17 protein-coding genes are annotated in these 24,266 nt (G+C 72.5%); 8 read left to right on the forward strand and 9 right to left on the reverse strand.

Annotated features, from left to right (window positions below; all coding sequences use genetic code 11):
- Positions 1-38: 38 nt before the first annotated feature.
- Positions 39-1,463, reverse strand: coding sequence for an MFS transporter (locus tag OG702_RS10565; RefSeq protein ID WP_327288598.1), 1,425 nt, complete (start codon positions 1,461-1,463; stop codon positions 39-41).
- A gap of 138 nt (positions 1,464-1,601) precedes the next feature.
- Between OG702_RS10565 and OG702_RS10570 the strand changes: the two genes are divergently transcribed.
- Together OG702_RS10570 and OG702_RS10575 are read left to right on the forward strand one after the other, a co-directional pair.
- Positions 1,602-2,276, forward strand: a complete 675-nt coding sequence (locus OG702_RS10570) for a TetR/AcrR family transcriptional regulator (RefSeq protein ID WP_327288599.1) — start codon at positions 1,602-1,604, stop codon at positions 2,274-2,276.
- Between the two features lie 346 nt (positions 2,277-2,622).
- The gene (locus OG702_RS10575) at positions 2,623-5,007 is read left to right on the forward strand and encodes an endonuclease/exonuclease/phosphatase family protein (RefSeq protein WP_327293174.1); all 2,385 of its coding nucleotides are present in this window, start codon (positions 2,623-2,625) and stop codon (positions 5,005-5,007) included.
- A 257-nt stretch (positions 5,008-5,264) separates the two neighbouring features.
- Here OG702_RS10575 and OG702_RS10580 read toward each other — a convergent pair whose 3' ends face one another.
- Together OG702_RS10580 and OG702_RS10585 are read right to left on the reverse strand one after the other, a co-directional pair.
- Positions 5,265-5,828: an ATP-binding protein gene (locus tag OG702_RS10580; RefSeq protein WP_327288600.1), complete on the reverse strand. Its 564-nt coding sequence runs from the start codon at positions 5,826-5,828 to the stop codon at positions 5,265-5,267.
- 307 nt (positions 5,829-6,135) lie between these two features.
- Positions 6,136-7,347: a helix-turn-helix domain-containing protein gene (locus tag OG702_RS10585; protein ID WP_327288601.1), complete on the reverse strand. Its 1,212-nt coding sequence runs from the start codon at positions 7,345-7,347 to the stop codon at positions 6,136-6,138.
- Positions 7,348-7,754: 407 nt separating this feature from the next.
- On the opposite strand from OG702_RS10585, the gene OG702_RS10590 reads away from it, so the two are divergent.
- Positions 7,755-9,188, forward strand: a complete 1,434-nt coding sequence (locus OG702_RS10590; RefSeq protein ID WP_327288602.1) for a discoidin domain-containing protein — start codon at positions 7,755-7,757, stop codon at positions 9,186-9,188.
- Between the two features lie 88 nt (positions 9,189-9,276).
- On the opposite strand, the gene OG702_RS10595 is transcribed toward OG702_RS10590, so the two are convergent.
- The 6 genes from OG702_RS10595 to OG702_RS10620 all read right to left on the reverse strand — a co-directional run bounded on the left by OG702_RS10595 (position 9,277) and on the right by OG702_RS10620 (position 15,689).
- Positions 9,277-10,200, reverse strand: a complete 924-nt coding sequence (locus OG702_RS10595) for an NADP-dependent oxidoreductase (protein ID WP_327288603.1) — start codon at positions 10,198-10,200, stop codon at positions 9,277-9,279.
- 5 nt (positions 10,201-10,205) lie between these two features.
- Positions 10,206-10,721 carry a hypothetical protein gene (locus tag OG702_RS10600; RefSeq protein ID WP_327288604.1) on the reverse strand — a complete coding sequence of 172 codons (516 nt, stop codon included), beginning with the start codon at positions 10,719-10,721 and terminating at the stop codon, positions 10,206-10,208.
- Between the two features lie 445 nt (positions 10,722-11,166).
- Positions 11,167-11,673, reverse strand: a complete 507-nt coding sequence (locus tag OG702_RS10605; protein WP_327288605.1) for an ATP-binding protein — start codon at positions 11,671-11,673, stop codon at positions 11,167-11,169.
- Positions 11,674-11,960: 287 nt separating this feature from the next.
- Positions 11,961-12,728: an enoyl-CoA hydratase/isomerase family protein gene (locus OG702_RS10610; RefSeq protein ID WP_327288606.1), complete on the reverse strand. Its 768-nt coding sequence runs from the start codon at positions 12,726-12,728 to the stop codon at positions 11,961-11,963.
- A gap of 65 nt (positions 12,729-12,793) precedes the next feature.
- Entirely contained in the window at positions 12,794-13,984 is a 1,191-nt protein-coding gene (locus OG702_RS10615; RefSeq protein ID WP_327288607.1) for a L,D-transpeptidase, read from the reverse strand.
- A gap of 478 nt (positions 13,985-14,462) precedes the next feature.
- Complete coding sequence (locus tag OG702_RS10620) at positions 14,463-15,689, reverse strand: L,D-transpeptidase (RefSeq protein ID WP_327288608.1); 1,227 nt, start codon at positions 15,687-15,689, stop codon at positions 14,463-14,465.
- A gap of 298 nt (positions 15,690-15,987) precedes the next feature.
- Between OG702_RS10620 and glgX the strand changes: the two genes are divergently transcribed.
- The 5 genes from glgX to OG702_RS10645 all read left to right on the forward strand — a co-directional run bounded on the left by glgX (position 15,988) and on the right by OG702_RS10645 (position 24,265).
- Complete coding sequence (glgX, locus tag OG702_RS10625) at positions 15,988-18,258, forward strand: glycogen debranching protein GlgX (protein ID WP_442814704.1); 2,271 nt, start codon at positions 15,988-15,990, stop codon at positions 18,256-18,258.
- Between the two features lie 88 nt (positions 18,259-18,346).
- On the forward strand, positions 18,347-19,651 hold the full coding sequence (locus OG702_RS10630; RefSeq protein ID WP_442814372.1) for an MFS transporter: 1,305 nt from the start codon (positions 18,347-18,349) through the stop codon (positions 19,649-19,651).
- A gap of 58 nt (positions 19,652-19,709) precedes the next feature.
- Complete coding sequence (locus tag OG702_RS10635) at positions 19,710-20,456, forward strand: SDR family NAD(P)-dependent oxidoreductase (protein ID WP_327288610.1); 747 nt, start codon at positions 19,710-19,712, stop codon at positions 20,454-20,456.
- Between the two features lie 105 nt (positions 20,457-20,561).
- On the forward strand, positions 20,562-22,385 hold the full coding sequence (locus OG702_RS10640; protein WP_327288611.1) for an ABC transporter ATP-binding protein: 1,824 nt from the start codon (positions 20,562-20,564) through the stop codon (positions 22,383-22,385).
- Positions 22,382-24,265: an ABC transporter ATP-binding protein gene (locus OG702_RS10645; RefSeq protein WP_327288612.1), complete on the forward strand. Its 1,884-nt coding sequence runs from the start codon at positions 22,382-22,384 to the stop codon at positions 24,263-24,265. The genes OG702_RS10640 and OG702_RS10645 overlap by 4 nt, the downstream gene beginning before the upstream one ends.
- The last annotated feature ends 1 nt before the right edge of the window (position 24,266 follow it).

Raw genomic sequence — 24,266 nt, forward strand, 5'->3', positions numbered from 1 at the left:
GCCGGGCAGCGGCGGATCCCCCGCCCGCGGAGCGTTCATCACGCCGCCGCAGCCGCCCCGGCGATCTGCTCGGCGCTCGGTGCCAGCCGCGGCGAGAGCAGGGTGATCACGAACGTGCCGGCGGTGAAGGCGGCGGCCACCAGCAGGCCGCGGTGGAAGCCGTCCACCAGGGCGTCGGACTGCGACGCCCCGCCCGCCAGCGCGTGGGTGGTGCGCGAGGTGGCCAGAGTGGTGACGACGGCGAGCCCGACCGCGCCGCCGACCTGCTGGAAGGCAGTGAAGACGCCCGAGGCGGCGCCCGCGTCGGCGTGGGTGACGTCGACCACCGCGGCGATCTGGGCCGGCACCGACACCGCGATGACGCCGACGCCGAACAGGATGATCCCGGGCATGATCTGGCTCGCGTAGGGCCCGGTGGCGTCGGCGCGGGAGAGCAGCAGCAGGCCGGCCACGCTGAGCAGGGTGCCCGCGGTCTGCACCGGCCGGGTGCCGAAGCGGGTGATCAGCGGGGTGGCGAGTACCGCGGCGCCGATGGCGGCCCCGCCCATCGGCAGGAACTCCACCCCGGCCCGCAGGGCGGTGTCGCCGCGCACCTGCTGGAGGAAGATCGCGGTCAGGAAGAACATCGACAGGAAGGCCGCGCCGGTCAGCGCGACGGTGCCGCCCGCGCTGCTCAGGGCGCGCGACCTGAGCAGCCGCATCGGCACCAGGGGCGCCTCGATCCGGGTCTCGACCACCAGGAAGGCGGCCAGCAGCAGCAGCCCGCCGGCCAGGCAGCCGATGACCTCGGCCGAGGTCCAGCCCAGCGGCTCGGCGCGTACGACGGCGTAGACCACGCCGAGCACCCCGCTGGTGGCGAGGACCGCGCCGAGCGCGTCGAAGACGCGGCGGCCGGCGTGCGGCGCGACGTGCGGGACGATCAGCGGGGTCACGATCACCAGGGCGATGACGATCGGCACGTTGACGATGAAGACCCAGCGCCAGCTGAGCGAGTCGACCAGGAATCCGCCGGCGACCACGCCGAGGGTGCCGCCGAGACCGGCCAGGCCGCCCCAGACGCCCATGGCGATGTTGCGCTCCTTGCCGTGCGGGAAGGTCACGGTGAGGATGCCCAGCGCGGCCGGCGACAGCAGCGCCCCGCCGAGGCCTTGCAGGGAACGGGCCGCGATGAGCAGCCCGGGCGATCCTGCCAGGCCGCCGGCCAGCGAGGTCACGCCGAACAGCACCAGGCCGGTGACGAACACCCGGCGGGAGCCCAGCAGGTCGGCCGCCCGGCCGCCGAGCAGCAGGAAGCCGCCGAAGACGAGCGTGTAGGCGCTGATCACCCACTGCAGGCCGTCGGCGGTGAAGCCGAGGTCGTCCTGGATGTGCGGCAGTGCGACGTTCACGATCGTCACGTCGAGCACCACGATGAATTGGGCGAGGGCCAGCACGGTCAGGGTGGCCCAGGGACTTCGTCGCATAGCAACCTCGGAAGGGATGTTTACGGCGTATGCTTACGGCGACACCATACAGGCATTGCTTACTTTGTACACACGAGTTGGATGTGTACGCTGTACACCACACCGGGGGGCGGATGGCGACGGAAGGGTTGGGCGGACATGGCGGCCCAGAAGCGTTTGAACCGTGACGAGCTGATCACCACCGCGCTGGCCGTCGCGGACGCCGAGGGGCTCGACGCGGTGACCATCCGCCGGGTCGCCCAGCTCCACGACGTCACCCCGATGGCCCTCTACCGGCACTTCCCCGACAAGGATGGCCTGCTGCTCGCCCTCGCGGAGCGGCTGCTGGCCGGCGCCGTGGTGCCCGAGCCCGACGACCGGCCCTGGCACGAGCAGTTGCGCGACGTGCTCAGCGGCTTCCTGGACGCCCTGCGGCCGCACCCCAACGCGGCGGTGCTGGTCTTCAACGGCATGGTGACCACCGAGCCGGGCCTGGCCGTCACCGAGCGGGCGCTCGCCCTGATGGCCCAGGGCGGCATGTCGGTGGAGCGCAGCGCGGAGACCGCCAGCCAGATCCTCGGCTCGCTGGTGGCGCTGGCCATCGCCGAACCCGGGCGCGACCTCGGCCCGGACCCTGAGGCCAACGAGGACGCCGTACGCGCCAGGCGCGCCACCCTGCTCGCCCTCTCGCCCCGCCGCTACCCGCACATCGTCGCCGCCGCAGACGCGCTGGCGGCCTGCGCCGACCAGGAGCTGTACTTCGACCGGGGCGTGGACCTGATCGTCACCGGCATCCGGGACGCCGCCCGGGCCGAGGCCGCCGCCGCGCACTGACCCTACGCCGAACGGTGGAGCGCCCGCCCGGGCACCAGGGGTGGCTGTGACAGGCGGTCACCCGCGATCAGCCGGACGTATCAGCCGGTAAGGCACGGGCACGGCACGCAACACCCAGATTTAACCTCAGAACTCCTTCTGTGACCGGATCTACGCGCGTATCTTGAGGGCCGATCGCGCCCGCCCCCGCCCGGGGTGACGTGCCGTCACCATCAGCCGCTCCCCCAGAAGGAGAACCCCTCCGGTGTCGCACCCCTCTGAGGCCGCCGAGGCATCACCCCGCCCCACCAGACCCCTCAACCCGGGGCTCCGCAAGCGATTCCTGCCGATCGGCATAGCCGGTGCCATGGTGCTCGCCGGGCTCGGCGTGCACGCCGCCTTCGCCGCGCCCTCCGCCGACGCGCTGGTCGCCGAGGTCTACGGGGGCGGCGGCAACTCCGGCGCCACCTACACCAACGACTTCGTGGAGTTGGCCAACGCCGGTGCGGCGCCGGTGGACCTGAGCGCCTACAGCGTGCAGTACCTGCCGGGAGCACCGTCCCCGACGTCCAAGTGGCAGGCCACCGCGCTCACCGGCTCGCTGGCCGGCGGCGGCCGCTACCTGGTCCAGGAGGGCGCGGGAACGGGCGGCAGCACCGCGCTGCCGACCCCCGACGCCAGCGGCGCCATCAACATGTCCGGCACCACCGGCACCGTCGCGCTGGTCTCCGGCGCCGACCCGCTGACCTGCCTGACCGCCGCGGACTGCGCCGCCGACCCGCGGGTCAAGGACCTGGTCGGCTACGGCACCGCGCTGGTACGCGAGGGCAGCGGCCCGGCGGCAGGCGCGAGCAACAGCGACTCGGTCACCCGCGGCGCCACCCTCGCCGACACCGACGACAACGCGGCCGACTTCACCGCCGGCGCGCCCACCCCGCAGAACTCCGGTGGCGGCGGCGGCCCGACGCAGCCGCCCACCACCCCGCCGACCACGCCGCCCACCTCGCCGCCGACCGGCACCGAGGCGAAGATCCACGACATCCAGGGCGACACCCGCAACTCGCCCTTCGCCGGCAAGGCGGTCACCGGCGCGACCGGCGTCGTCACCGGCGTGCGGGACTACGGCTCGTCCAAGGGCTTCTGGATGCAGGACCCGAAGCCGGACGCCAACCCCCGTACCAGCGAGGGCATCTTCGTCTACACCAGCGCGAGCCCGACCGTCGCCGTCGGCGACAGCGTGTCGGTGGCCGGCACCGTCTCGCAGTACTACCCGGGCGGCGCCGACACCGGTGCGCAGCCGATCACCGAGCTCACCAAGCCCACCGTGACCAAGGTGTCCTCGGGCAACCCGCTGCCCGCGCCGGTCGTGCTCGACGACAAGAGCGTCCCCGACGCCTTCGTGCCCAGCGCCGGCGGTGGCAGCATCGAGGACCTGCCGCTGCGGCCCACGGAGTACGCGCTCGACCTCTACGCGTCGCTCGAAGGCATGAACGTGCAGATCGACGACAGCCGGGTGGTCGGCGCGTCCGACGCGTACTCGGAGCTGTGGGTCACGGTCAAGCCGCAGCAGAACCCGACCAAGCGCGGCGGCACCCTCTACACCGGCTACGACCAGCCCAACTCCGGCCGCCTGATGGTGCAGTCGCTCATCCCGACCGCGACCTCGGCCTTCCCGACCGCCAACGTCGGCGACACCCTGCGCGGCACGACCGCCGGCCCGCTGGACTACAACCAGTTCGCCGGCACGTACGCGCTCCAGGCCCGCACGCTCGGCACCGTCAAGAGCGGTGGCCTGCAGCCCGAGGTCACCGCCAAGGCGTCGTCCGACCAGGCGACCGTGGGCACGTACAACGTGGAGAACCTGGCGCCGGGCAACCCGCAGTCGAAGTTCGACGCGCTCGCCCAGGGCCTGGTGCACAATCTGCGCTCGCCCGACATCGTGGCCCTGGAGGAGATCCAGGACAACAACGGCGCCACCGACGACGGCACCGTCGCCGCCGACCAGACGCTGACCAAGCTCACCGACGCGATCGTCGCCGCCGGCGGCCCCCGCTACCAGTGGCGGGAGATCGACCCGGTCAACGACAAGGACGGCGGCGAGCCGGGCGGCAACATCCGGTCGGTGTTCCTGTTCAACCCGCAGCGTGCAGGCTTCGTCGACATCCCCGGCGGCGACTCGACCACCCCGGTCGGCATCACCGGCACCGGCGCCGGCACCTCGCTGACCGCCTCCCCCGGCCGGATCGCGCCCGCCGACCAGGCGTGGAACAGCAGCCGCAAGCCGCTGGCCGGCGAGTTCACCTTCCGCGGCAAGAAGCTGTTCGTCATCGCCAACCACTTCGACAGCAAGGGCGGCGACCAGGGCATCGACAGCCACCTGCAGCCGCCGGTCCGCAGCTCCGAGGTGCAGCGGGTCCGCCAGGCGATCGTCGAGCACGACTTCGTCCAGCAGCTGGAGACCGCCGACCCCAAGGCGGACGTGGTGGTGCTCGGCGACCTGAACGACTACCAGTTCTCCCCGGCGGTCCAGAGCCTCACCGGGAACGGCACGGTGCTGACCGACCTGGTCAACACGCTGCCGGCCAAGGAGCGGTACTCATACGTCTACGAGGGCAACTCGCAGGTCCTCGACCACATCCTGGTCAGCCCGGCGCTGGGGAAGCACGTCGACTACGACGTGGTGCACATCAACTCCGAATTCGCCGCGCAGACCAGCGACCACGATCCGCAGGTCGTCCGCCTGCGCCCGTAACCTCCCCTTTCCCCCGGGTCACCGCCCCGCACCCCGCCCCCGCGCCGGCGCAACTCCCGCCGGCGCGGGGGCGCGGTCCCGCTGCGGCAGGGGGGTGCCAACCCCGCTGCCGCGGGGGCTACGGTCCCGCTGCGGCAGGGGCCCCCAGGGGCACGGGGAACTGCGCGCGCAACCCACCACCGGCCGGTGGTCCGAGATCGACAGCAACAGCCCCTTTCGGCCGGCGACGACCCGCGCGCCCGGTGGGGGCTGGTCCCTCAGCGGCGGTCCTGGCAGCCGTCCCCGGCTGAACATTCGGCCCACAGGACCTTCCCGACCCCCTCGCGGCCGCTCGCCCCCCAGCGCCCACCGGTGAGCGCATCCACCAGCGCCAGGCCACGCCCTGACTCGGCATCCGCGGACGGTTGCCGAAGCTCCGGCTTGTTCTCGTTCGCGTCGTGCACTTCGATCCGCAGATCACCCCCCGGCAGCCGCTCGAACCGCGTCTCAAGCAGAGTGTCTTCCGGTCCGTGGGCATGCTGTACAGCGTTGGTGACCAGCTCCGAGACCACCAGTTCGGCCACGTCGGCCAGGTCCTGCAGGCCCCACGCGGCCAAATGCCACACCAGCAGCCGCCGTACCCTGGCCGCGATGACCGGGTCACGCCGCCACCGGTACACCAGGGTCGGCGGCAAGTCGCTGCGAAGGTCACGTCGACTCGGCGTTGGAGCGTCCGTGGCCTCAGCCTGCCGCCTTTCCTCTGCCCTCGTCCCGGCGCAGTCGGGAAGGTCTTCAGCCGTGTCCGGGTGGTCGGATTCAAGGTCGTCGGCCAGATGCGACATGAATGAGTCCCCTCGTTCGGTGCTCAGGTAACAGGACTGACCGGCCTCGCCGACCCACGGCAACAGGCGCATTCCCATCAGGCCACCGCCCCGACAAGAGAGAGGGCCGGGCGGACAGTGATCCCTAACTCCCCGAACCGAAGTCCGATGAAGTCACGCATGCTTGACGCTCCAATCCAGCGTTGAACCACGCCCCCCGGCCGACAGCACGGTCGCGGGGGTCTGCCGCAGCTCACGCTAGGAGCGCCTGTTTCAGCGCCACAGTGACGAACCGCCCTACCTTTGCGATCAGGTAGGACGCGGCGTCCTACCTGTTGAGACCGAGACGGTCAGCGAGCGCCAGCACCGGGGCATCTCGGCGGCGTGCCCTGCCACGCAGGTCCTCAACCAAGCGCCGCGACGTCGAGTGGTAGCTCATCCACTCGGGAGCGTCGCGTTCAGCGGACAGCAGAGCCCGGGTCGCAGCCGCGTCGTTGTCGAGATCCGAGTAGGCCAGCGCTCGGTCGACGTGGAAGCGCGCCCGCCATGTCGGCGGCAGCGAATCGAGGCCCGGCACGGTACGAGCAACGCGGATCGCCTCGTCACTGCGCTCCAACTCGACAAGGAAGTTGACCTTGGCGACTCCGGCATTGGTCGGGCCGAAAGGCGTTGCGTACACCATCAGATCCTCGCCGATGCTGGCCGCCGCGCCGGTCGCCATATTCAGTAGGTCGCTCACCTGGCGTTCTTGTCGTACGGCAGCGGTAGCGGCACGTAACAGCAGAACCCCCCACAGCGCCAGCTCCCGCGGCGAGGACCGGAAGCCCGGCTCAATCTGCTCGGCGCGAACCAGCGCAACACGCTCGGCGTCTTCAAGGCGCCCCTGCTTGGCGAAGACCCACGACAGCGTCGACGCGGCCAGCGTCTCAAGGTCCGGGTCATCGCAGCACCTGATAGCAGCCCACGAACGTTCCATCGCCGTGAACGCGGCGTCCTCCTTACCCAGCGCCGTCAGCGTCGTGGCCGCCACCTGGTACGCCACCGCCAGCACCGACTGGGCGGCGGCAGCGTCAACACCGGTGTAGGCATGCACAGCGGCACGGGCGTCACGGATCAACTGGGGAAGCAGAGAGCCGATTTCGCCCATACGTCCTTCTCGCCGGATGACCTCGGTCGAGACAAGCGAGGCTTGCAGGTCAGCGATAGAGGGTGGATCCTCCGGGTCCACTTCGCCCCCCAGGAGGTCAGTCAGCGGGGACACCGCCTGGCGCAACGCGAGCACCGAGGGCGGCTCGGCCTCCACTGCGTGAGAACCCTCGAACGTCGAGGGCTGGCCGACAAGAACCGACGGTTCGGTGTCCAACGCCCTGGCCAGAGCATTGATCGTGGTCAGCCTTGCTGAAGTCCGCTGACCTTGTTCCAGTTTCCGTACGACGTCGACCGAAAGGCCTGCCTTGTCAGCCAGGCCCTCTTGGGACAGGCTGCGCCGCAGCCGAAGCTCGGCGATGCGGTCGCCCATTCCGGACTCGAATACGCCCACGTCTACCCCCCGGTAAAGGATGGTGGCTCTACGGTACGCCGCCCGATCCGGACGCAGCGACGTCGCAGGCGCAACGTGAGGCCGCCTGATCCCCCGCCGTACGCCCCTCCCGGCCGGTGACGACCCCTAGAAACCGCCCGCGGTTCCCCACGCCCCCGAAGGGCGCCGCCTGCCGTAGAGGGGAGCCACCCGGGGGCGCCGGGCCGGTGGTGGGCCGGGGTGCGTCGTCGGGTGACCCCCCGGGAGGGGGCATCGTGTGCAAGACCTTGACGCCGCATCGGCGAGGTACTAGAAAACTCCTGCTCGAAGAGAGCGCTCTCAGGCCGCAGTAGAGAGCGCTTTCACGCAAGTCCCAGCGGATTGCCTCGCACCCCCCACATCGGGCACATCGGGACAGGAGACCACGCATGTCCAGCGGACACGCACCAACACCCCCCACCGGCCACCGCCGGCTGCGCACCAAGGCGCGGCTGAGCCTGGCCGCCTTCACCGTAGGCGCCCTCAGCCTGGCGGGCCTCGCGGTCACCGCGGCGCCCGGCGGCGCGGCCACCCCGGCCGCCTCCGCCGCCGTCGCGAAGGCACCGGCCGCGAAGGCGCTGGCGCCCGCCGCAGTACCGGCCCCGCCGAGCGGGTTCACCACCACGTGGAGCGACGACTTCACCGGGGCCGCCAACACCGGCGTGAACACCGGCGACTGGAAGTACGACACCGGCCCCGGCAGCAGCTTCGGCACCGGCGAGATCGAGACGATGACCAACAGCACGTCCAACGTCTACCAGGACGGCAACGGCCACCTCGTACTGAAGGCCCTGCACAGCGGCAGCGACCCCCGCTCGGGATGGACGTCGGGCCGGATCGAGACGCAGGCGGCGACCTTCGGTGCGCCGGCCGGCGGCGTGGTGATGATGCAGTCGTCGATCCAGCAGCCGAACCTGACGACCGCGAACGGCGCGGGCTACTGGCCGGCGTTCTGGATGCTCGGCTCGACGCTGCGCAGCGGCGTGGGCTGGCCGACCTCCGGTGAGGTCGACATCCTGGAGGACATCAACTCCCGCAGCTCCGTCTTCGGCACCCTGCACTGCGGCACCAGCCCTGGCGGCCCCTGCAACGAGTCGACGGGCATCGGCAGCGGTGAACGCGCCTGCTCCGGCTGCCAGACCGGCTACCACACCTACGCGGTGCAGATCGACCGCTCGGTCTCGCCCGAGCAGATCCGCTGGTATCTGGACGGCAACAACTACTTCACCGTCAACTCCACCCAGGTGCCCGCCGCGACCTGGGCGAGCGCCGTCGACCACCCGTTCTTCATCATCTACGACCTGGCGATGGGCGGCGGCTTCCCCGACGCCTTCGGTGGCGGCCCGAACTCGGCCACCGTCTCCGGCGGTCAGATGAACGTCGACTACGTGGCCGTCTACAACAAGGGCCCGGGCAGCACCACCCCGCCGCCGTCCGGCGGCAACCTGTCGCAGGGCAAGCCGGCCACCGCGTCCTCCACCGAGAACGGCAGCTTCCCGGCCGCCGACGCCGTGGACGGCAACACGGGCACCCGCTGGTCCAGCGCGTTCAGCGACCCGCAGTGGATCCAGGTCGACCTGGGCGCCAGCCACACCATCAGCCAGGTGAAGCTCAACTGGGAGGCGGCGTACGGCAAGGCCTTCCAGATCCAGACCTCGGCCAACGGCACCAGCTGGACGACGGTCTACAGCACGACCACCGGCACCGGTGGCAACCAGACGCTCAACGTCAGCGGGACCGGCCGCTACGTGCGCGTCTACGGCACCCAGCGCGCGACCGCGTACGGATACTCGCTGTACGAGTTCCAGGTGTTCGGCAGCTGACCCGCCGTGATCGGCTGAGCAGCGCGAGCCCCGCCTGACGGGCGGGTCGGACCCGGTGTCCGGCCCGCCCTTCGGCGTACCGGGGGTGTCAGGGCAGCAGGATGATCTTGCCGGCCAGGTGCCCGGCCTCGCTGGCGCGCTGGGCGTCGGCCGCCTCGGCGAGCGGGTAGGTCTGGTGGATCGCGACGTCCAGGGTGCCTTCCGCGTGCAGCGCCAGCGCCTCGGCGAAGGCGTCCTGGCCGTGCCCGCCGCTCGCGCTGAACGGGACGCCGTACTGGCCGGCGGTCACCGCGTCGCCGATGCTCAGCACCCGCTCAGTGCCGTCCATCAGCTCGATCGAGGCGGCCAGCGACTCGGCGAGCCCGGTGGTGTCGAAGATCAGGTCGACCCCTTCGGGAGCCGCCGCCCGTACCCGGTCGACCAGCCCGGCGCCGTAGGTGACCGGGTTCGCGCCGAGCGCGCGCAGCCGGTCGTGGTTGGCCGGGCTCGCGGTGCCGATCACCCGCAGCCCGCGGGCGACAGCGAACTGCACGGCCACCGTGCCGACGCCGCCCCCGGCGCCGTGCACCAGCAGCGTCTCCCCGGCGCGGGCGCCGAGCTCGTCCAGGCCGCGGAAAGCGGTCTCCGCGGCGACCGGCAGGGCGGCTGCCTCGGGGAAGCCGAGGGAGGGCGGCTTCACGGCCAGCTTGACCGCCTCGGCCAGGGCGAGCCCGGCGTAGGCGCCGGAGGCGGTCGGCCCGAAGACCTCGTCGCCGACCGCCAGACCGGTGACGTCCGCGCCGACCGACTCCACCACTCCCGAGGCCTCCGTGCCTGGCACGTGCGGCAGCTCCACCGGGAAGGCCTGCTTCATCGCGCCCGACCTGATCTTGGTGTCGAGCGGGTTGACGCCGGCCGCGCGCACCTCGATCCGCACCTGTCCCGGCCCGGGGTCCGGCACGTCGAGGTCCAGCGGGCGCAGCACGTCGGCCGCGCCGAACTCGGAGAAGGCGATGCCCTTGGCCTTGGTCATGGGTCTCACGATCCTTGCAGCAGTCGGGAACCTGAGGGGTACGGGACGGCACTGCGCCCGGCACTCCCCATCGTCGCCGCCCCGCGCCGCAGCCGCTCGGGCACCCGGGGGGCGCCGGGGGCGGCGAAGACCAGCTGGCGCAGCAGCAGGAACCGGGCGATCCCGGCGAGCCCGGAGGCGCCGAGGTAGACGCCCTGCCGCAGCAGCGCACCGCCACCCGGGTGGATCCCGTCGAAGGCGAGCATGGCGCCGGTGGTGAAGCCGTACGACAGCGCGACGGTCAGCCCGCTGGCGGCGTGGTCGCTCCAGCCGGCCCGGCCGCTCCCGAAGGTGAAGCGGCCGTGCAGCTCGGTGGCCAGGACGGTGGAGGCCACGGTGATCACGGCGTTGGCGAGCGCGAAGGGCACCCGGTGACCGATCAGCAGCAGCAGGCCGCTCGCCAGCAGGGTGACGCCGCCGCCGCAGATCACAAAGCGGACGAAGGCGGCCACGGGTCCGCTGCGAGCCGTCGGCGCGGCCATGGTCAACTCCTCGGTCGGGGGCGGCCGCTGGGCGGCGACCGGCTCATGGACGACTGTGTCGCAGCAGGTGGTCCCGGCCCATCCGGCGGATCCCCCATTGCGGGTTGGGGCTACCCCCACCCCCGTCTCAGGGTCGGACCTGAGTCATATCAGCAGTCAAAATATTAGAAGCCCATAAGGAGAATTTCCCGTGATTTTCAAGGTGAGTGTCACACGTCACCCGCACATCACTCGATGAGTTGCGGCTTATGACCGATATAAGGGAAATGACCGCTTGCTTCGGTGCGGGTGGCGTGCCAGAGTCGGAGCAACGGCCGCATGACCCGAGCACGGCCGTTCCACAAACGCCGCGGACCACACCCCCCCTGCTTCGCGGCGGTCACGAAGAGGCCCTTTCCGCCGTCGTAACCCGACGCGAAGGGCCTCTTCGCAGTTCTCGGCGAACTCAGCGCTCCGGCACCCGCAGCTCGAACCAGGTGGTCTTGCCGCGCGGCTGCAGGTCGACGCCCCAGCGGTCGGAGAGCCGGTCGACCAGGAACAGCCCGCGTCCGCTGGTGTCCAGCTCGCGCACCGGCAGCAGGCACGGCAGCGCCCGCGAGGGGTCGCGCACCTCGACCCGCACCCAGCGCGGCCGCCGGCGCATCCGCAGCCCGAAGCTGCGGGCGCCGGTGTGCCGGACGGCGTTCCCGACCAGCTCGGAGACCAGCAGCTCCACGGTGTCGCCGAACTGCGGCAGTCCCCACACCCCGATCACCGACAGCGCCAACCGGCGGGCGGTGGAGGCCGATTCGGGGCGCGAGGTCAGGTGCACCTCGCGGACCGACGGGTCGCCCAGCAGGTCGAGCACGCTGCTCGCGGCGCATGTGCCGTCCTCGGGGAGTACGGGTACGGCAACCGCTGCGGTGTCGCATTCCACCCGCTGCGGCTGCTCGGAACCTCCCCTGCCCGCCATGGGTTCATCATGGCCGCCGACGCCGCGTTGCGGGGCGCAACTGAGGGAATTGGCGAAGGGGAATACCCGGTTCCATTCAGTCACTCCGGCATATTCCCGTGGCAAAAATCATCGCCGCGCAACCCGTCCGGCCTGCGGTGATGGTAAAGCCAACCATCCCGGTGATCAGTGGCGGCCCGAAATTCCTTAAGGCTGCCATAAGGCTGTCTTAAGGTGGGCCGCCACCGGCGGGCTACTGCCGTTCGATCGTCTGTGCGGGAATCGTACACGGCTCCCGCGACTCCCGGTCAGCGGAATTCGGCTTTGCCCGGTCCGTGTTCGATGAAGCTGCGCATTCCGGTCTCGCGGTCCGCGGTCGCGAACAGCCCGGCGAAAAGCGCGCGTTCGAGTGCGAGCCCGCTGTCCAGGTCGGTCTCCAGGCCGGCGTCCACCGCTTCCTTCGCGGCCCGCAGCGCGTAGGCGGGCCCGCGGGCCAGCCGTCCGGCCCAGGCCAGCGCCTTCGCGTGCACCTCGGCGGCCGGCGCCACCTGGTCGACCAGGCCGATCGCCAGCGCCTCGGCGGCGCCCACCATCCGCCCGGTGAAGATCAGGTCCTTGGCCCGCGACGGCCCCACCAGCCGCGCCAGCCGCTGCGTGCCGCCGGCGCCCGGGATCAGCCCGAGCAGGATCTCCGGCTGGCCCAGCCTGGCGTCCTCCGCGGCGATCCTGATGTCCGCGCACAGCGCCAGCTCGCAGCCGCCGCCGAGCGCGTAGCCGGTCACCGCGGCCACCACCGGCTTGGGGATCCGGGCCACCGCGGTGAAGGCCTCCTGCAGCGGCCCCGAGCGGTCGACCATGTCCTCGTACGACATGGCCTGCATCTCCTTGATGTCCGCTCCCGCCGCGAACACCTTCTCACCGCCCCACAGCAGCACGGCCCGCACGTCGGGCCGCGCCCCGGCCTCCCGGGCGACCTCCTTGAGCTGGTCCTGCATGGCGCTGTCCAGCGCGTTCATCGGCGGCCGGTCCAGGCGGACGGTGCCGACGCCGTCGTCGACTTCGAGGGTCACAGTCATGCCGTGAGACTACGACGAAGGTCGCGCCGACCCGCGGGCACCGCCGGGCGCTGCCGGCCGAACGGTCAGGACTTCCACTGGCTCCAGGAGAGGTTCCAGCCGTTGAGGCCGTTGTACCACTGGACCGTCTTGTCCTTGGAGTTGATGACCTGGACCACGTCGCCGAGCATCGAGCTGTTGTAGAACCAGGCGGCGGGCGTGCTCGTGTCCCCCGCCCCGCGGGTGTCGCGTAGGCCGACGCAGCCGTGGCTGGTGTTGCTGTGGCCGAAGACCGAGGGCGCGGCCCAGTAGTTGCCGTGGATGAAGGTGCCCGAGGTGGTCAGCCGCATGGCGTGCGGCACGTCCTTGATGTCGTACTCCCCGCCGAAGCCCACCGTGTCGCCGTTCATCCGGGTGGTGAGGTACTTCTCCGAGATCACCATCTTGCCGTTGTAGGTGGTGTGCGCGGGGGCGCCGGAGGAGATCGGGATGGTCCTGATCGCCTTGTTGTCGCGGTAGACGGTCATCGAGTGCTTCGCCGCGTCCACGATGCTCACCTGGCGGCGGCCGATGGTGAAGTGCACCTGCTTGTGCTGCTTGCCGTAGACGCCGGGGGCGCCCTCGACGCCCTTGAGGTCCAGGTCGAGGGTGACCTTGGTGCCGGCCGCCCAGTAGTCGGCCGGGCGGATGTAGAGCTCCTCGCTGCCGTTCCAGCGGGCCGCGACCGGGACGGACGGGGACGCGCTCACCCGGACGCCGTCCTCGACGGCCTTCTTGTTGGTGATCGGCCGGTTGAACTTGAGGTAGACCTCCATGCCGACGCCCACCGTGGAGCCGTCCTCCGGTGTGAAGTAGCCGACGAAGGTGTCCTTCGGGGTGACCGTGGTGAAGGTCGCGTGCTTGTCGGACTCGCGGCCGGCCGGGTCCTTGGCGGTGGCGTCCACGGTGTACTGCGTCGAGGTGTCCAGATGGCCGGTCGGGGTCCAGCCGAGCCCGTCGGCGCTGATCTGGCCGGGCACCACGGTGCCCTTGCCGTCCTTGACCACCACGGCGGACAGCTTGCCGCCGGCCGCGGCGACCTTGAGGGTGCCGGTGGTGGCGACGTCGGCCGTGCCGTCGTCGGGCACTATGGAGACGACCGCGGTCGAGGCAACGGTGTCCGCGGAGGCCGTGGAGCCGCCGCCGGCCGCCTTGGCGTCACCGGCGGTCGAACTCCCGCCGCCGCCGCTGCATGCCGTCGCGAGCAGCAGCAGCGCGCCGAGCGCGAGCGCCGTCACGTTTCTCCTGATGCCAGGCGACACACCTATCGGCTTCACTTCTGCTGCTCCCCTGCCCGCGCTCACTGCCCTGGACTCCCCCGGCTGGCGCAAGACAACCACACCTGGAGCGTGCTGGGGCACCCTGTTATGTCACCATCGCGTCCCAGACAGCTGTGTACCCGGGCACGGCGGGTGTCAGCCCCCGCGGGGCGGGTCGTACGGACGTGCGGACCACCGGGTTCGGGACCGTCATCAGCCCTTACGTGGTCCGGTCGGCTGGGACGGGCGAGGCTTCGGGTCGGTGCTGCACCCCATTTTCCGGCAGTCCGGATTCGAGCAGGACATGTGCGTCACTCCTTGTGCTGTCGTGCAGGTACAACCGTGTGCTTCGGGTGCCGCGGCAGGCTGCGGCATCCGAACACCTGGTCGTCAAGATCGACGCACGAAAGAGTGATTCGGTTCCCTCTGGCGGGAGTTCACAGGTTCACCGCGCAATTCACAGGGCGGAACCGGCGGTCCACTGCTGCCAGGTCAGGTTCCAGCCGCTCATGCCGTTGTCGGCGGCGACGGTGACGTCGTGGGAGTTGACGACCCGGATCGGGTCGCCCACCAGGGAGTGGGAGAAGAACCAGCCGGCCGGGGTGTCGGCGCCGCCGCCCTTGGTGTCGAGCAGCCCGATGCACCCGTGGCTGACGTTGGTGCGGCCGAAGACGCCTGGCGCCGACCAGTAGTTGCCGTGCACGAAGGTCCCAGAGCGGGTCAGCCGCATCGCGTGCGGGACGTCGGGGATGTCGTACTCGCCGCCGAAGCCGACGGTCCTGCTGTCCATCCGGGTCACCGCGAACTTCTCGGCGATCACCATGACGCCGTTGTACGTGGTGTGCCCGGGGGCGCCGGTGGAGACGTCCAGGCTGCGGACCACCTGGCCGCCCCTGCGTACGGTCATGGTGTGCGCCGCCGCGTCGACGGTGGAGCGCTGGTCGCGGCCGATGGTGAAGTGCACGTCCTTGGACTGGGTGCCGTAGACGCCGGGGGCGGCCTGGACGTCGCGCAGCCGCAGCCGCAGCGTGACCCGGGTGCCGGGCCGCCAGTAGTCGGCGGGCCGCAGGTCGAGCCGCTGGTCGCCGAACCAGTGGCCGACGACGGTGGCGGCGGGCTGGGCGGCGACGGTGATGCCGCGTTCGACGGCGGCCCGGTCGGTGACCGGGCGGCTGAAGCGCAGGGTGACGATCATGCCGTCGCCGACGGTGGCGCCCTCCTCGGGCGTGAAGAAGCCGATCACGGTGTGCTGCGGCACGACCGTGGTGAAGACCGCGTGCTTGGCGGCGGCGCGGCCCTGCGGGTCCACCGCGAGGGCGTCCACCGTGTACTGCGTGGCCAGCGCGAGCCGGCCGGCCGGCCGCCAGCTGCGCCGGTCCGCGGACAGGGCACCGGCCACCGTGGCGCCGTCGTCGGTCTGCGCGGTGACCTGGGTGAGGGTGCCCTGGTCGACGGTGACGGCGAGGCCGCCGTCGGCGGGGACGTCCCTGGCGCCGTCGCCGGGCGCCACGGTGATCACCGCCTCGGACAGCTGGGAGGCCGCGGTCGTCGTCCGGGCCGCCGGTTTGGCGTCGGGGCCGCCACCGCCGCCGGCTCCCGCACCGCAGCCGCCGATCGCCATCGCGCACAGCACTGCGCCCACACCCGCACCCGCGCGCAGCGCGCGCCTCACCGCTTTGCTCACGTCCCGTCAACGACGGCACCGCCGCCGGGGAAACGCGTCACGCGGCGCGTATCGGTGCGGCCTGCCGGCCGCCGGGGGTGAGTCCGAGGCCGCCGGTGGGAAGGAATGGTGCAGGGACACGGCGGGCCGCCGGGCACGGGACGCCCAGGCGAAGCCACAGCCGTGTCCGAGCCGCGGGAGGAAACACGTGTCGGAGACGCGCGAATTCGGCGTATCCGGGTGGGCTCAGGCCTCCCCGCTGCCCGCCGCGGTGCAGGAGCCGGCGGTCGGCCACGGCCAGGACGGGGACGGCCACCGGATACCGGGCGGCGGTGCGGGCACCGGCACGCTCGCCGCTCCCCCGCCGCCGCGCACCGCCCCGGCGCCCGGCGGGCGCCGCCCGCGCCCGGAGCCGCGGCAGGCCGCCGTGTGGCCCGGCTCGCCGCAGCCGCTGGGCGCCCGCTTCCACGCCGGCCCCGACGGCGTGGCGGGCACCAACTTCGCGCTGTGGGCGGGCGGCGCGGAGTCCGTCGAGGTGTGCCTGTTCGCGCCGGACGGCACCGAGACGCGGGCGCCGCTGAGCGAGCTGACGCACGAGGTGTGGCACGGCTTCGTGCCGGGGGTGCTGCCAGGACAGCGGTACGGCTACCGGGTCGGCGGCCGCTGGGACCCGTGGACGGGCGCCCGGTGGAATCCGGCCAAGCTGTTGCTCGACCCGTACGCGCGCGCGGTGGACGGCGACTTCGTGCTGGTCCCGCAGACGTACGGGCACGCGCGCGACTGGCCGGAGGCGGCGGTCGCCGACACCGTGCGCGACGACCGGGACTCGGCGCCCTTCGTCCCCAAGGGCGTGGTGGTGGATGACGACGACGACTGGGTGGACGACCACCGCCCGAAAACGCCGTGGGCGGACACGGTGATCTACGAGCTGCACGTCCGCGGCTTCACCCGCCGCCACCCCGGCATCCCGCCCGAGCTGCGCGGGACCTACGCCGGCCTGGCGCACCCGGCGGCGGTCGCGCACCTGACCGGGCTCGGGGTGACGGCCGTGGAGCTGCTGCCGGTGCACCAGTTCGCGCACGAGGACCACCTGGAGCGGCGGGGCCTGGGCAACTACTGGGGCTACAACTCGATCGGCTACTTCGCCCCGCACGCCGGCTACAGCGCCAGCGGCTCGGGCGGCCAGCAGGTCGGGGAGTTCAAGCGAATGGTCCGGGCGCTGCACGCGGCCGGCATCGAGGTGATCCTCGACGTGGTCTACAACCACACCGCCGAGGGCGGCCAGGGCGGCCCGACGCTGTCGCTGCGCGGCATCGACAACCGCACCTACTACCGCCTCGGCGACGACCCGCGCGGCTACGCCGACTACACCGGCTGCGGCAACACCCTGGCGGTCACGCAGCCGCACGTGCTGCGGCTGATCACCGACTCGCTGCGCTACTGGGTGACCGAGATGGGCGTCGACGGCTTCCGCTTCGACCTGGCGGCGGCGCTGGCCCGCTCCATGCACGACGTCGACATGCTCTCGCCCTTCCTCGCGGTGATCGCCCAGGACCCGGTGCTGCGCCGGGTGAAACTGATCGCCGAGCCGTGGGACGTCGGCTCCGGCGGCTACCAGGTGGGCGCCTTCCCCCCGCTGTGGACCGAGTGGAACGACCGCTTCCGCGACACCGTCAGGGACTTCTGGCGGGGCGCCACCTCCGACGTGCGCGACCTGGGCTACCGGCTGTCCGGGTCGAGCGACCTCTACGACTGGGGCGGCAGGCGCCCGTACGCGTCGGTGAACTTCGTGACCGCGCACGACGGTTTCACGCTGCGCGACCTGGTCAGCCACCAGCGCAAGCACAACGAGGCCAACGGCGAGGACGGCCGGGACGGCACCGACGACAACAGGTCGTGGAACTGCGGGGTGGAGGGTCCGAGCGACGACCCGGCCGTGGCGGCGCTGCGGCGGCGGCAGTTGCGCAACCTCCTGTCGACGCTGCTGCTGTCGACCGGGGTGCCGATGCTGGTCGCGGGTGACGAGATGGGCCGGACGCAGGGCGGCAACAACAACGCCTACTGCCAGGACAACGAGACCAGCTGGGTGGACTGGTCGCTGCTTGACGAGCCCGGCTGGGCGGCGCTGCGCGATCTGACCGCACGGCTGATCGCGCTGCGCCGGGCGCATCCGGTGCTGCGCAGCGGCGGCTTCTTCTCCGGGCTCGCCTCGGCGCCCGAGGGGCTGCGGGATGTGGCCTGGTTCGGCGCGCAGGGGCGGGAGCTGACCGACGAGGAGTGGTTCGCCCGCTCGGCGACGCTGGGGATGTACCTGTCGGGCGCCGACATCCCGCACCGGGACGCCCGCGGCGAGCCGGTGCTCGACGACAGCTTCCTGCTGATCGTGCACGCCCACCACCGCCCGGTCTCCTTCACCCTGCCGGGCATGCCGTGGGGCTCGTCGTACGAGCTGCTGCTCGACACCGGCGTGGAGCCCCAGTCGGCGCCCCCGCCGGTGCCGCCCGCCCCGGCCGGGACCGCGGTGCGGGTCGCCGCGCGGTCCGTGCGGCTCTACCGGGCGGTGCGCGAGGGGGCGGCGGCAGGGCGCTGAGGCACCGGGAGCCGGCGCGCGCGGCCGCCGGGCCGACTGCCCGGGAATCGGCTGGACTGCGCAAGTGGTCCAGTCCACTATGAGCCCGGTGACCTTCTCCGCACCCGGCCCCGAGCAGGCCGCCGCGGCCGTGCCGGGCCCGCCGGCGCACCTGCCGCCGGCCGGACCGCTCTGGTCGCCGGACTTCCGGCTGTACTTCACCGCGCGCTCGGTGGCGATGCTCGGCGACACGATGCTGCCCGTCGCGCTGTCCGCGGGCCTGCTCTCCTACGGCTACTCGGCCGGTGACATCGGGCTGGTGATGGCCGCCACCACGGCCTGCTTCGCCGGCTTCGTCATCTTCGGCGGGGTGCTGGCCGACCGCTTCGCCGCCCGGTCCCTGATGATCAGCGCCGACCTGATCCGGGTGTGCACCCAGTCGACGGCCGCCGTCCTCTTCCTGACCCACAGCGTGCGGCTGTGGGAGGTGCTGGTGATCGCGGTGGTCAACGGCACGTGCGCTGCGGCCTTCCAGCCGGGCGTGGCCAGCACGGTGGTGCGGGTCGCCCACGACGTGCACGGCGCCAACGCGGTGATCAGGACCGCGGAGTCGGCGGCGAGCCTGGCGGGGCCGGCGCTGGCCGGCGTGCTGGTCGGTTTCAGCTCAGCGGGCGCGGTCTTCGCGGTGCACGCGGCGACGTATCTGACCAGCGGGCTGTGCCTGATCCTGCTGCGGCTGGCTCCCGCGCCGCCGCGGGTCACCGGCGCCGGGACGGGCCCCACCTTCAGGGCGGATCTCGGCGAGGGGTGGCGGGAGTTCAGGGCGCGGACCTGGATGTGGTCGGTGATCCTGGTGTGGACGCTCTACACGCTGTGCGTGATGGGCCCCTTCACCCCACTGGCGGCGGGCGAGATCATCCCCGAGCACGGCGCGGGGGCGTACGGCCTGGTCAACTCGGCGCTCGGCGCCGGCACCGCGGCCGGCGCGCTGCTGGCGATGCGGCTGCGCGCGGACCGGCCGCTGCGGGCGGGCAGCTGCGGCATCTTCGCGGTCGCCCTGATGCCCGCGTCCGTCGGCCTGGACCTGCCGGTGCCCGGCCTGTGCGGCTGCCTGTTCCTCGCGGGCGCCGGCGGGGCGTTCTGGGGCGTCAACTGGGCGACCAGCGTGCAGACCCAGGTCCCCGGCGACATCCTCAACCGCATCCACGCCTACGAAGTGGCCGGGTCCGTCGCGATGTTCCCGGTCGGCCAGGCGCTCGCCGGGCCGGCCGCCGCGCTGTTCGGCACCCGGCAGGTGCTCCAGGCCGGCGGCGTCATGGCCCTCGTGGTGGGCGCCACCCTGCTGTCGATCCCCGCGGTACGCGGTCTGCGCCGGGCCGCCCCCGGCAAACCGGGGTGCGGCGGCCCGGCCTGACGGCTCGACGGCTGATTCCCGCCAGATTCCGCCGCCGGGCACGACCAGGATCATGGGCATGGACACCACCGAATTCGAAGGAAAGACCGCCCTGGTCACCGGGGCGGCCCGCGGGATAGGCGCGGCGGTCGCGCTGCGGCTCGCGGAGGGCGGCGCCGACGTGGCTCTGACCTACCAGCACAACCAGCCGGCGGCGGAGGCCGTCGCCGGCAAGATCCGCGGCACGGGCCGCCGGGCGCTCGCGCTGCGCGCGGACAGCGGCGACCCCGCCGCGGTCGAGGGCGCGGTCGACCGGGTGGCGGCCGAGTGGGGGCGGCTCGACATCCTGGTCAACAACGCGGGCGCCTACGTGGTGGGCCCGGTGGCGGACCTGGGCGCCGAGGAGTTCGACCGCTCGGTGGCGGTCAACGTCCGCGGCCCCTATCTGGCGGCCCGGGCGGCGGCCCGGCACATGCGCGAGGGCGGCCGGATCATCAGCATCGGCAGCAACGTCGCCGACCGCACCACCTTCCCCGGCCACACTCTCTACGCCCTGACCAAGACCGCGCTGACCGGTATGACCAAGGGCCTGGCCAGGGATCTGGGCCCGCTGGGCATCACGGTGAACCTGCTGCACCCGGGCCCGACCGACACCGACTCCAACCCGGCGGACGGCCCCTACGCGGACACCGTCCGCGGCTTCACCGCGCTCGGGCGGTACGCGGGGGCGGACGAGATCGCCGCGGTGGTGGCGCACCTGGCGTCGGACGCGGCCTCGTACGTGACCGGCGCGGCGGTCCACGTGGACGGCGGCTTCACGGTCTGACCGCAGGGACCCCGGGCGCGCCCCGGGCCGCCTGCTCCGGGGCAGGCGGTGCGGTGGCGAAAACCAGGTGAATCGTGTCAGTGGGCAACCGTAGGGTCAGGAGTGATGGCTGCCTCCCCTGACCCCGCGTCCCCCGCCCGCCCGCGGTCCTCGGTCCGCTCGCTGCTGCGGCTGTGGCCGTACGTCCGCCCGATCCGCGGCCGGCTGACGACCTCGGCGGTGGTCGGCGTGGTCGCCTCCAGCATGGGCCTGCTGATCCCGCTGGTGCTCAAGTGGCTGGTCGACGGCCCGGTCACCGACCAGGACCCGTCCGGGGTGTGGCTCGGCGGCGGTCTTGTGCTGCTGCTCGGGCTGCTTGAAGCGATCCTGTTCGGGCTGCGGCGCTGGCTGGTGGCCAGGCCGCTGGCCGGCGTCGAGGCCTCGATGCGCGCCGACCTCTACCGGCGGCTGCAGCGCCTGCCGGTGGCCTTCCACGACCGGTGGGCGTCGGGCCAGCTGCTCTCCCGGGCCACCACCGACCTGCAGATCCTGCGGATGTTCCTGGCCTTCCCGCTGGTCTTCCTGTTCGTGAACGCCACCACGATGCTGCTCGGCTTCGGCATCCTGCTGGCGCAGAGCCCGCTGCTGACCCTGGTGCTGCTCGGCCCCGCGGTGCCGATGGTGGTGCTGTCCTCGCGGTTCGAGACGCGGTACGCCCTGGCCGCCCGGCGCGCCCAGGACCAGGCGGGCGACCTGGCCACCCTGGTCGAGGAGTCCGTGCTCGGCGTGCGGATCATCAAGGCCTTCGGGCGGCACCGCAGCCAGTCGCGGGCCTTCCACCGGCAGGCCCGCCGGCTGCGCGGCACCGAACTGCACAAGGCGCGGCTGCTGTCCGACCTGTGGGCGCTGATCATGACGCTGCCGGAGCTGGCCATCGGCGTCGCCCTGGTGATCGGCGTGCTCCAGGTCTCCGACGACAAGCTCTCGGCCGGGACGCTGGTGGCGTTCCTGACCACCGCGCTGGCGCTGCGCTGGCCGGTGGAGTCGATCGGCTTCCTGCTGGCGATGAGCAACGAGGCGGCCACCGCCGCCGACCGCTACTTCGAGCCGATGGACGCGAGCGGCGCCGAGGGCGGCGAGGCGACGGAACCGGCCGGGCCGCCGGCTGCCGGCGCGGCCGGCGGGCTGCGGATGGAGGGGGTGGCCTTCCGCTACCCCGACGCCCCCGCCGGCAGCCCGGCGCTGCTGCACGGGGTGGACCTGCACATCAGGTCCGGCGAGACGATGGCGCTCGTCGGGGCGACCGGGTGCGGGAAGACCACGCTGACCGCGCTGGTGCCGCGGCTGCACGAGCCCACCGGCGGGCGGATCACCCTGGACGGCGTGGACACCGCGGGCATGCCGGTCGCGCGGCTGCGCGAACTGGTCGCGGTGGCCTTCGAGGAGCCGACGCTGTTCTCCGCGACGGTACGGGAGAACGTGGCGATGGGCGCCGGGCCGGTCGGCGCCGGCGAGGAGGAGGTGCGGCGCGCGCTGGAGATCGCCCAGTGCGGCTTCGTGCACGCGCTGCCCGACGGCCTGGACACCCAGGTCGGCGAGCAGGGCCTGAGCCTGTCCGGCGGGCAGCGGCAGCGGCTCGCGCTGGCCCGGGCGGTCGTCGGGCGACCGCAGTTCCTGATGCTCGACGACCCGCTGTCCGCGCTCGACGTGCACACCGAGGCACTGGTCGAGGCGGCGCTGCGCGACGTGCTGCGGGAGACGACCGCACTGGTCGTGGCGCACCGGCCGTCGACCGTCCAGCTCGCCGACCGGGTGGCGCTGCTGTCCGGCGGGCGGATCACCGCGGTCGGCACCCACCCCGAACTGCTGCGGGACAACGCCGAATACCGCCGTCTGATGTCGGGCCTCGACACCGTCGTGGAGCCCCGGGAAAGGAGCGACGCGCGATGACGTCCGCCACCGAGCAGCAGCTCAGCGACCCGGAGGAGCCCGGCCCGCGGCCGGCCGGCGACCCGGGCCCGGCGACGGCGCCGCCGGAGCCCGACGCCTTCGACCTGGACAAGCTGCCGGCGCCCAGGAACGCCCAGGTGCTGCTGCTGCGTTCGCTGCTGCGCCCGCACACCCGCAGGGTCTGGCTGGCCTCGGTACTGCTGCTGGTCCAGCAGGCGGCGGTGCAGGCGGGGCCGCTGCTGGTCGCGTACGCCATCGACAACGCGATCCCGCAGGTGCGCGACGGGCGGCACACCGCGCTGGTCGTGGTGGCCTGCGCCTACCTGGGGTGCGGGCTGGCCGCCGGCGCGCTGCAGCGCACCTTCATCCGGGTCGCCGCGCTGATCAGCCAGGACGTGCTGATCGAGCTGCGCGCCCGGATGTTCCGGCACGCCCAGTCGCTGGACCTGGACTTCCACGAGCGCTACACCTCGGGCCGGCTGATCGCCCGGGCCACCTCCGACGTCGAGTCGATCAGGGAACTGCTCACCGACGGCCTGGAGGAGCTGATCGGTGTGGTGCTCTCGGTCGTCTACATCTCGGTGCTGCTGGTCTTCCTCGACTGGCGGCTCGGCCTGGTCACGCTGGTCTCGTACCTGCCGCTGTATCTGGCGATCCGCCGCTTCCAGCGCCGCTCGATGGTCGCCTACCGCAGGCGCTCCACCGCCATCGCGGCGGTCATCGTGAAGTTCACCGAGACGATGAACGGCATCCGCCCGGTCAAGGCCTTCCGCCGCGAGACGCCGAACGAGGCGGCCTTCGACGTGCTCAACCACCGGCAGTACCGGGCGAACGGCGACGCGATCCTGGAGATGGCCCGCTACGTCGTCATCTCCCGGCTGATCGCCAACGTCGCCGTCGCCGGGATCGTGGTGTGGGGCGCCTACCGGGTGGCCGGCGGCGGGATGGCGCTGGGCGTGCTCGCCGCGTTCGTGCTCTACCTGCGGCGGCTGTACGACCCGATCGACCGGCTGGGGATGTTCCTGAACTCCTACCAGGCGGCCGCGGCCTCGCTGGAGAAGATCGCCGGCCTGCTGGCCCAGAGCCCGACCGTGCCGATGCCCGAGCACCCTGTCGCGCTGCCGCCGACGGCCGGCGGCCGGCCGGGGCGCGAGGTGGTCTTCGACCGGGTGCGGTTCGGCTACCGGACCGGTGGCGAGGTGCTGCCCGCCTTCGACCTGCGGCTGCCCGCCGGGCAGACCCTCGCGGTGGTCGGCGCGACCGGCGCGGGCAAGTCCACCCTGGCCAAGCTGCTGGCCAGGTTCTACGACCCGAGCGGCGGCCGGGTGCTGTTGGACGGCGTCCGGCTGAGCGACCTGTCACCGGTCGACCTGCGCCGCGGGGTGGTCATGGTGACGCAGGAGGCGTTCCTCTTCTCCGGCACCGTCGCGGACAACATCGCCATCGGCCGTCCCGACGCCTCCCGCGAGGAGGTCGAGGCCGCGGCCCGCGCGATCGGCGCGCACGACTTCATCGCCGCGCTGCCGGACGGCTACGACACGGACGTCCGCAAGCGCGGCGGCCGGATCTCGGCCGGCCAGCGCCAGCTCGTCGCGTTCGCCCGCGCGCTGCTGGCCGACCCGGGCGTGCTGATCCTCGACGAGGCGACCTCGTCCCTGGACATCCCCGGCGAACGCGCGGTCCAGTACGCCATGCAGACGGTGCTCACCGGCCGCACGGCGGTCATCATCGCCCACCGGCTGTCCACCGTGGCGATCGCCGACCGCGTCCTGGTGATGCGCGACGGGCGCGTCGTGGAGGACGGCACCCCGGCCGAACTCATCGCGGGTGACGGCCACTACGCCCAGCTGGACGCGGCCTGGCGGGACGGTCTGGCCTAGG

The sequence above is a fragment of the Streptomyces sp. NBC_01198 genome (assembly GCF_036010485.1).
Taxonomy (GTDB): Bacteria; Actinomycetota; Actinomycetes; order Streptomycetales; family Streptomycetaceae; genus Actinacidiphila.

Coding starts and splice junctions, on each gene's coding strand:
- OG702_RS10565 (WP_327288598.1), bottom strand. CDS start 1,463: ATGCGACGAAGTCCCTGGGCCACCCTGACCGTGCTGGCCCTCGCCCAA.
- OG702_RS10570 (WP_327288599.1), top strand. CDS start 1,602: ATGGCGGCCCAGAAGCGTTTGAACCGTGACGAGCTGATCACCACCGCG.
- OG702_RS10575 (WP_327293174.1), top strand. CDS start 2,623: ATGGTGCTCGCCGGGCTCGGCGTGCACGCCGCCTTCGCCGCGCCCTCC.
- OG702_RS10580 (WP_327288600.1), bottom strand. CDS start 5,828: ATGTCGCATCTGGCCGACGACCTTGAATCCGACCACCCGGACACGGCT.
- OG702_RS10590 (WP_327288602.1), top strand. CDS start 7,755: ATGTCCAGCGGACACGCACCAACACCCCCCACCGGCCACCGCCGGCTG.
- OG702_RS10595 (WP_327288603.1), bottom strand. CDS start 10,200: ATGACCAAGGCCAAGGGCATCGCCTTCTCCGAGTTCGGCGCGGCCGAC.
- OG702_RS10600 (WP_327288604.1), bottom strand. CDS start 10,721: ATGGCCGCGCCGACGGCTCGCAGCGGACCCGTGGCCGCCTTCGTCCGC.
- OG702_RS10605 (WP_327288605.1), bottom strand. CDS start 11,673: ATGGCGGGCAGGGGAGGTTCCGAGCAGCCGCAGCGGGTGGAATGCGAC.
- OG702_RS10610 (WP_327288606.1), bottom strand. CDS start 12,728: ATGACTGTGACCCTCGAAGTCGACGACGGCGTCGGCACCGTCCGCCTG.
- OG702_RS10635 (WP_327288610.1), top strand. CDS start 19,710: ATGGACACCACCGAATTCGAAGGAAAGACCGCCCTGGTCACCGGGGCG.
- OG702_RS10640 (WP_327288611.1), top strand. CDS start 20,562: ATGGCTGCCTCCCCTGACCCCGCGTCCCCCGCCCGCCCGCGGTCCTCG.
- OG702_RS10645 (WP_327288612.1), top strand. CDS start 22,382: ATGACGTCCGCCACCGAGCAGCAGCTCAGCGACCCGGAGGAGCCCGGC.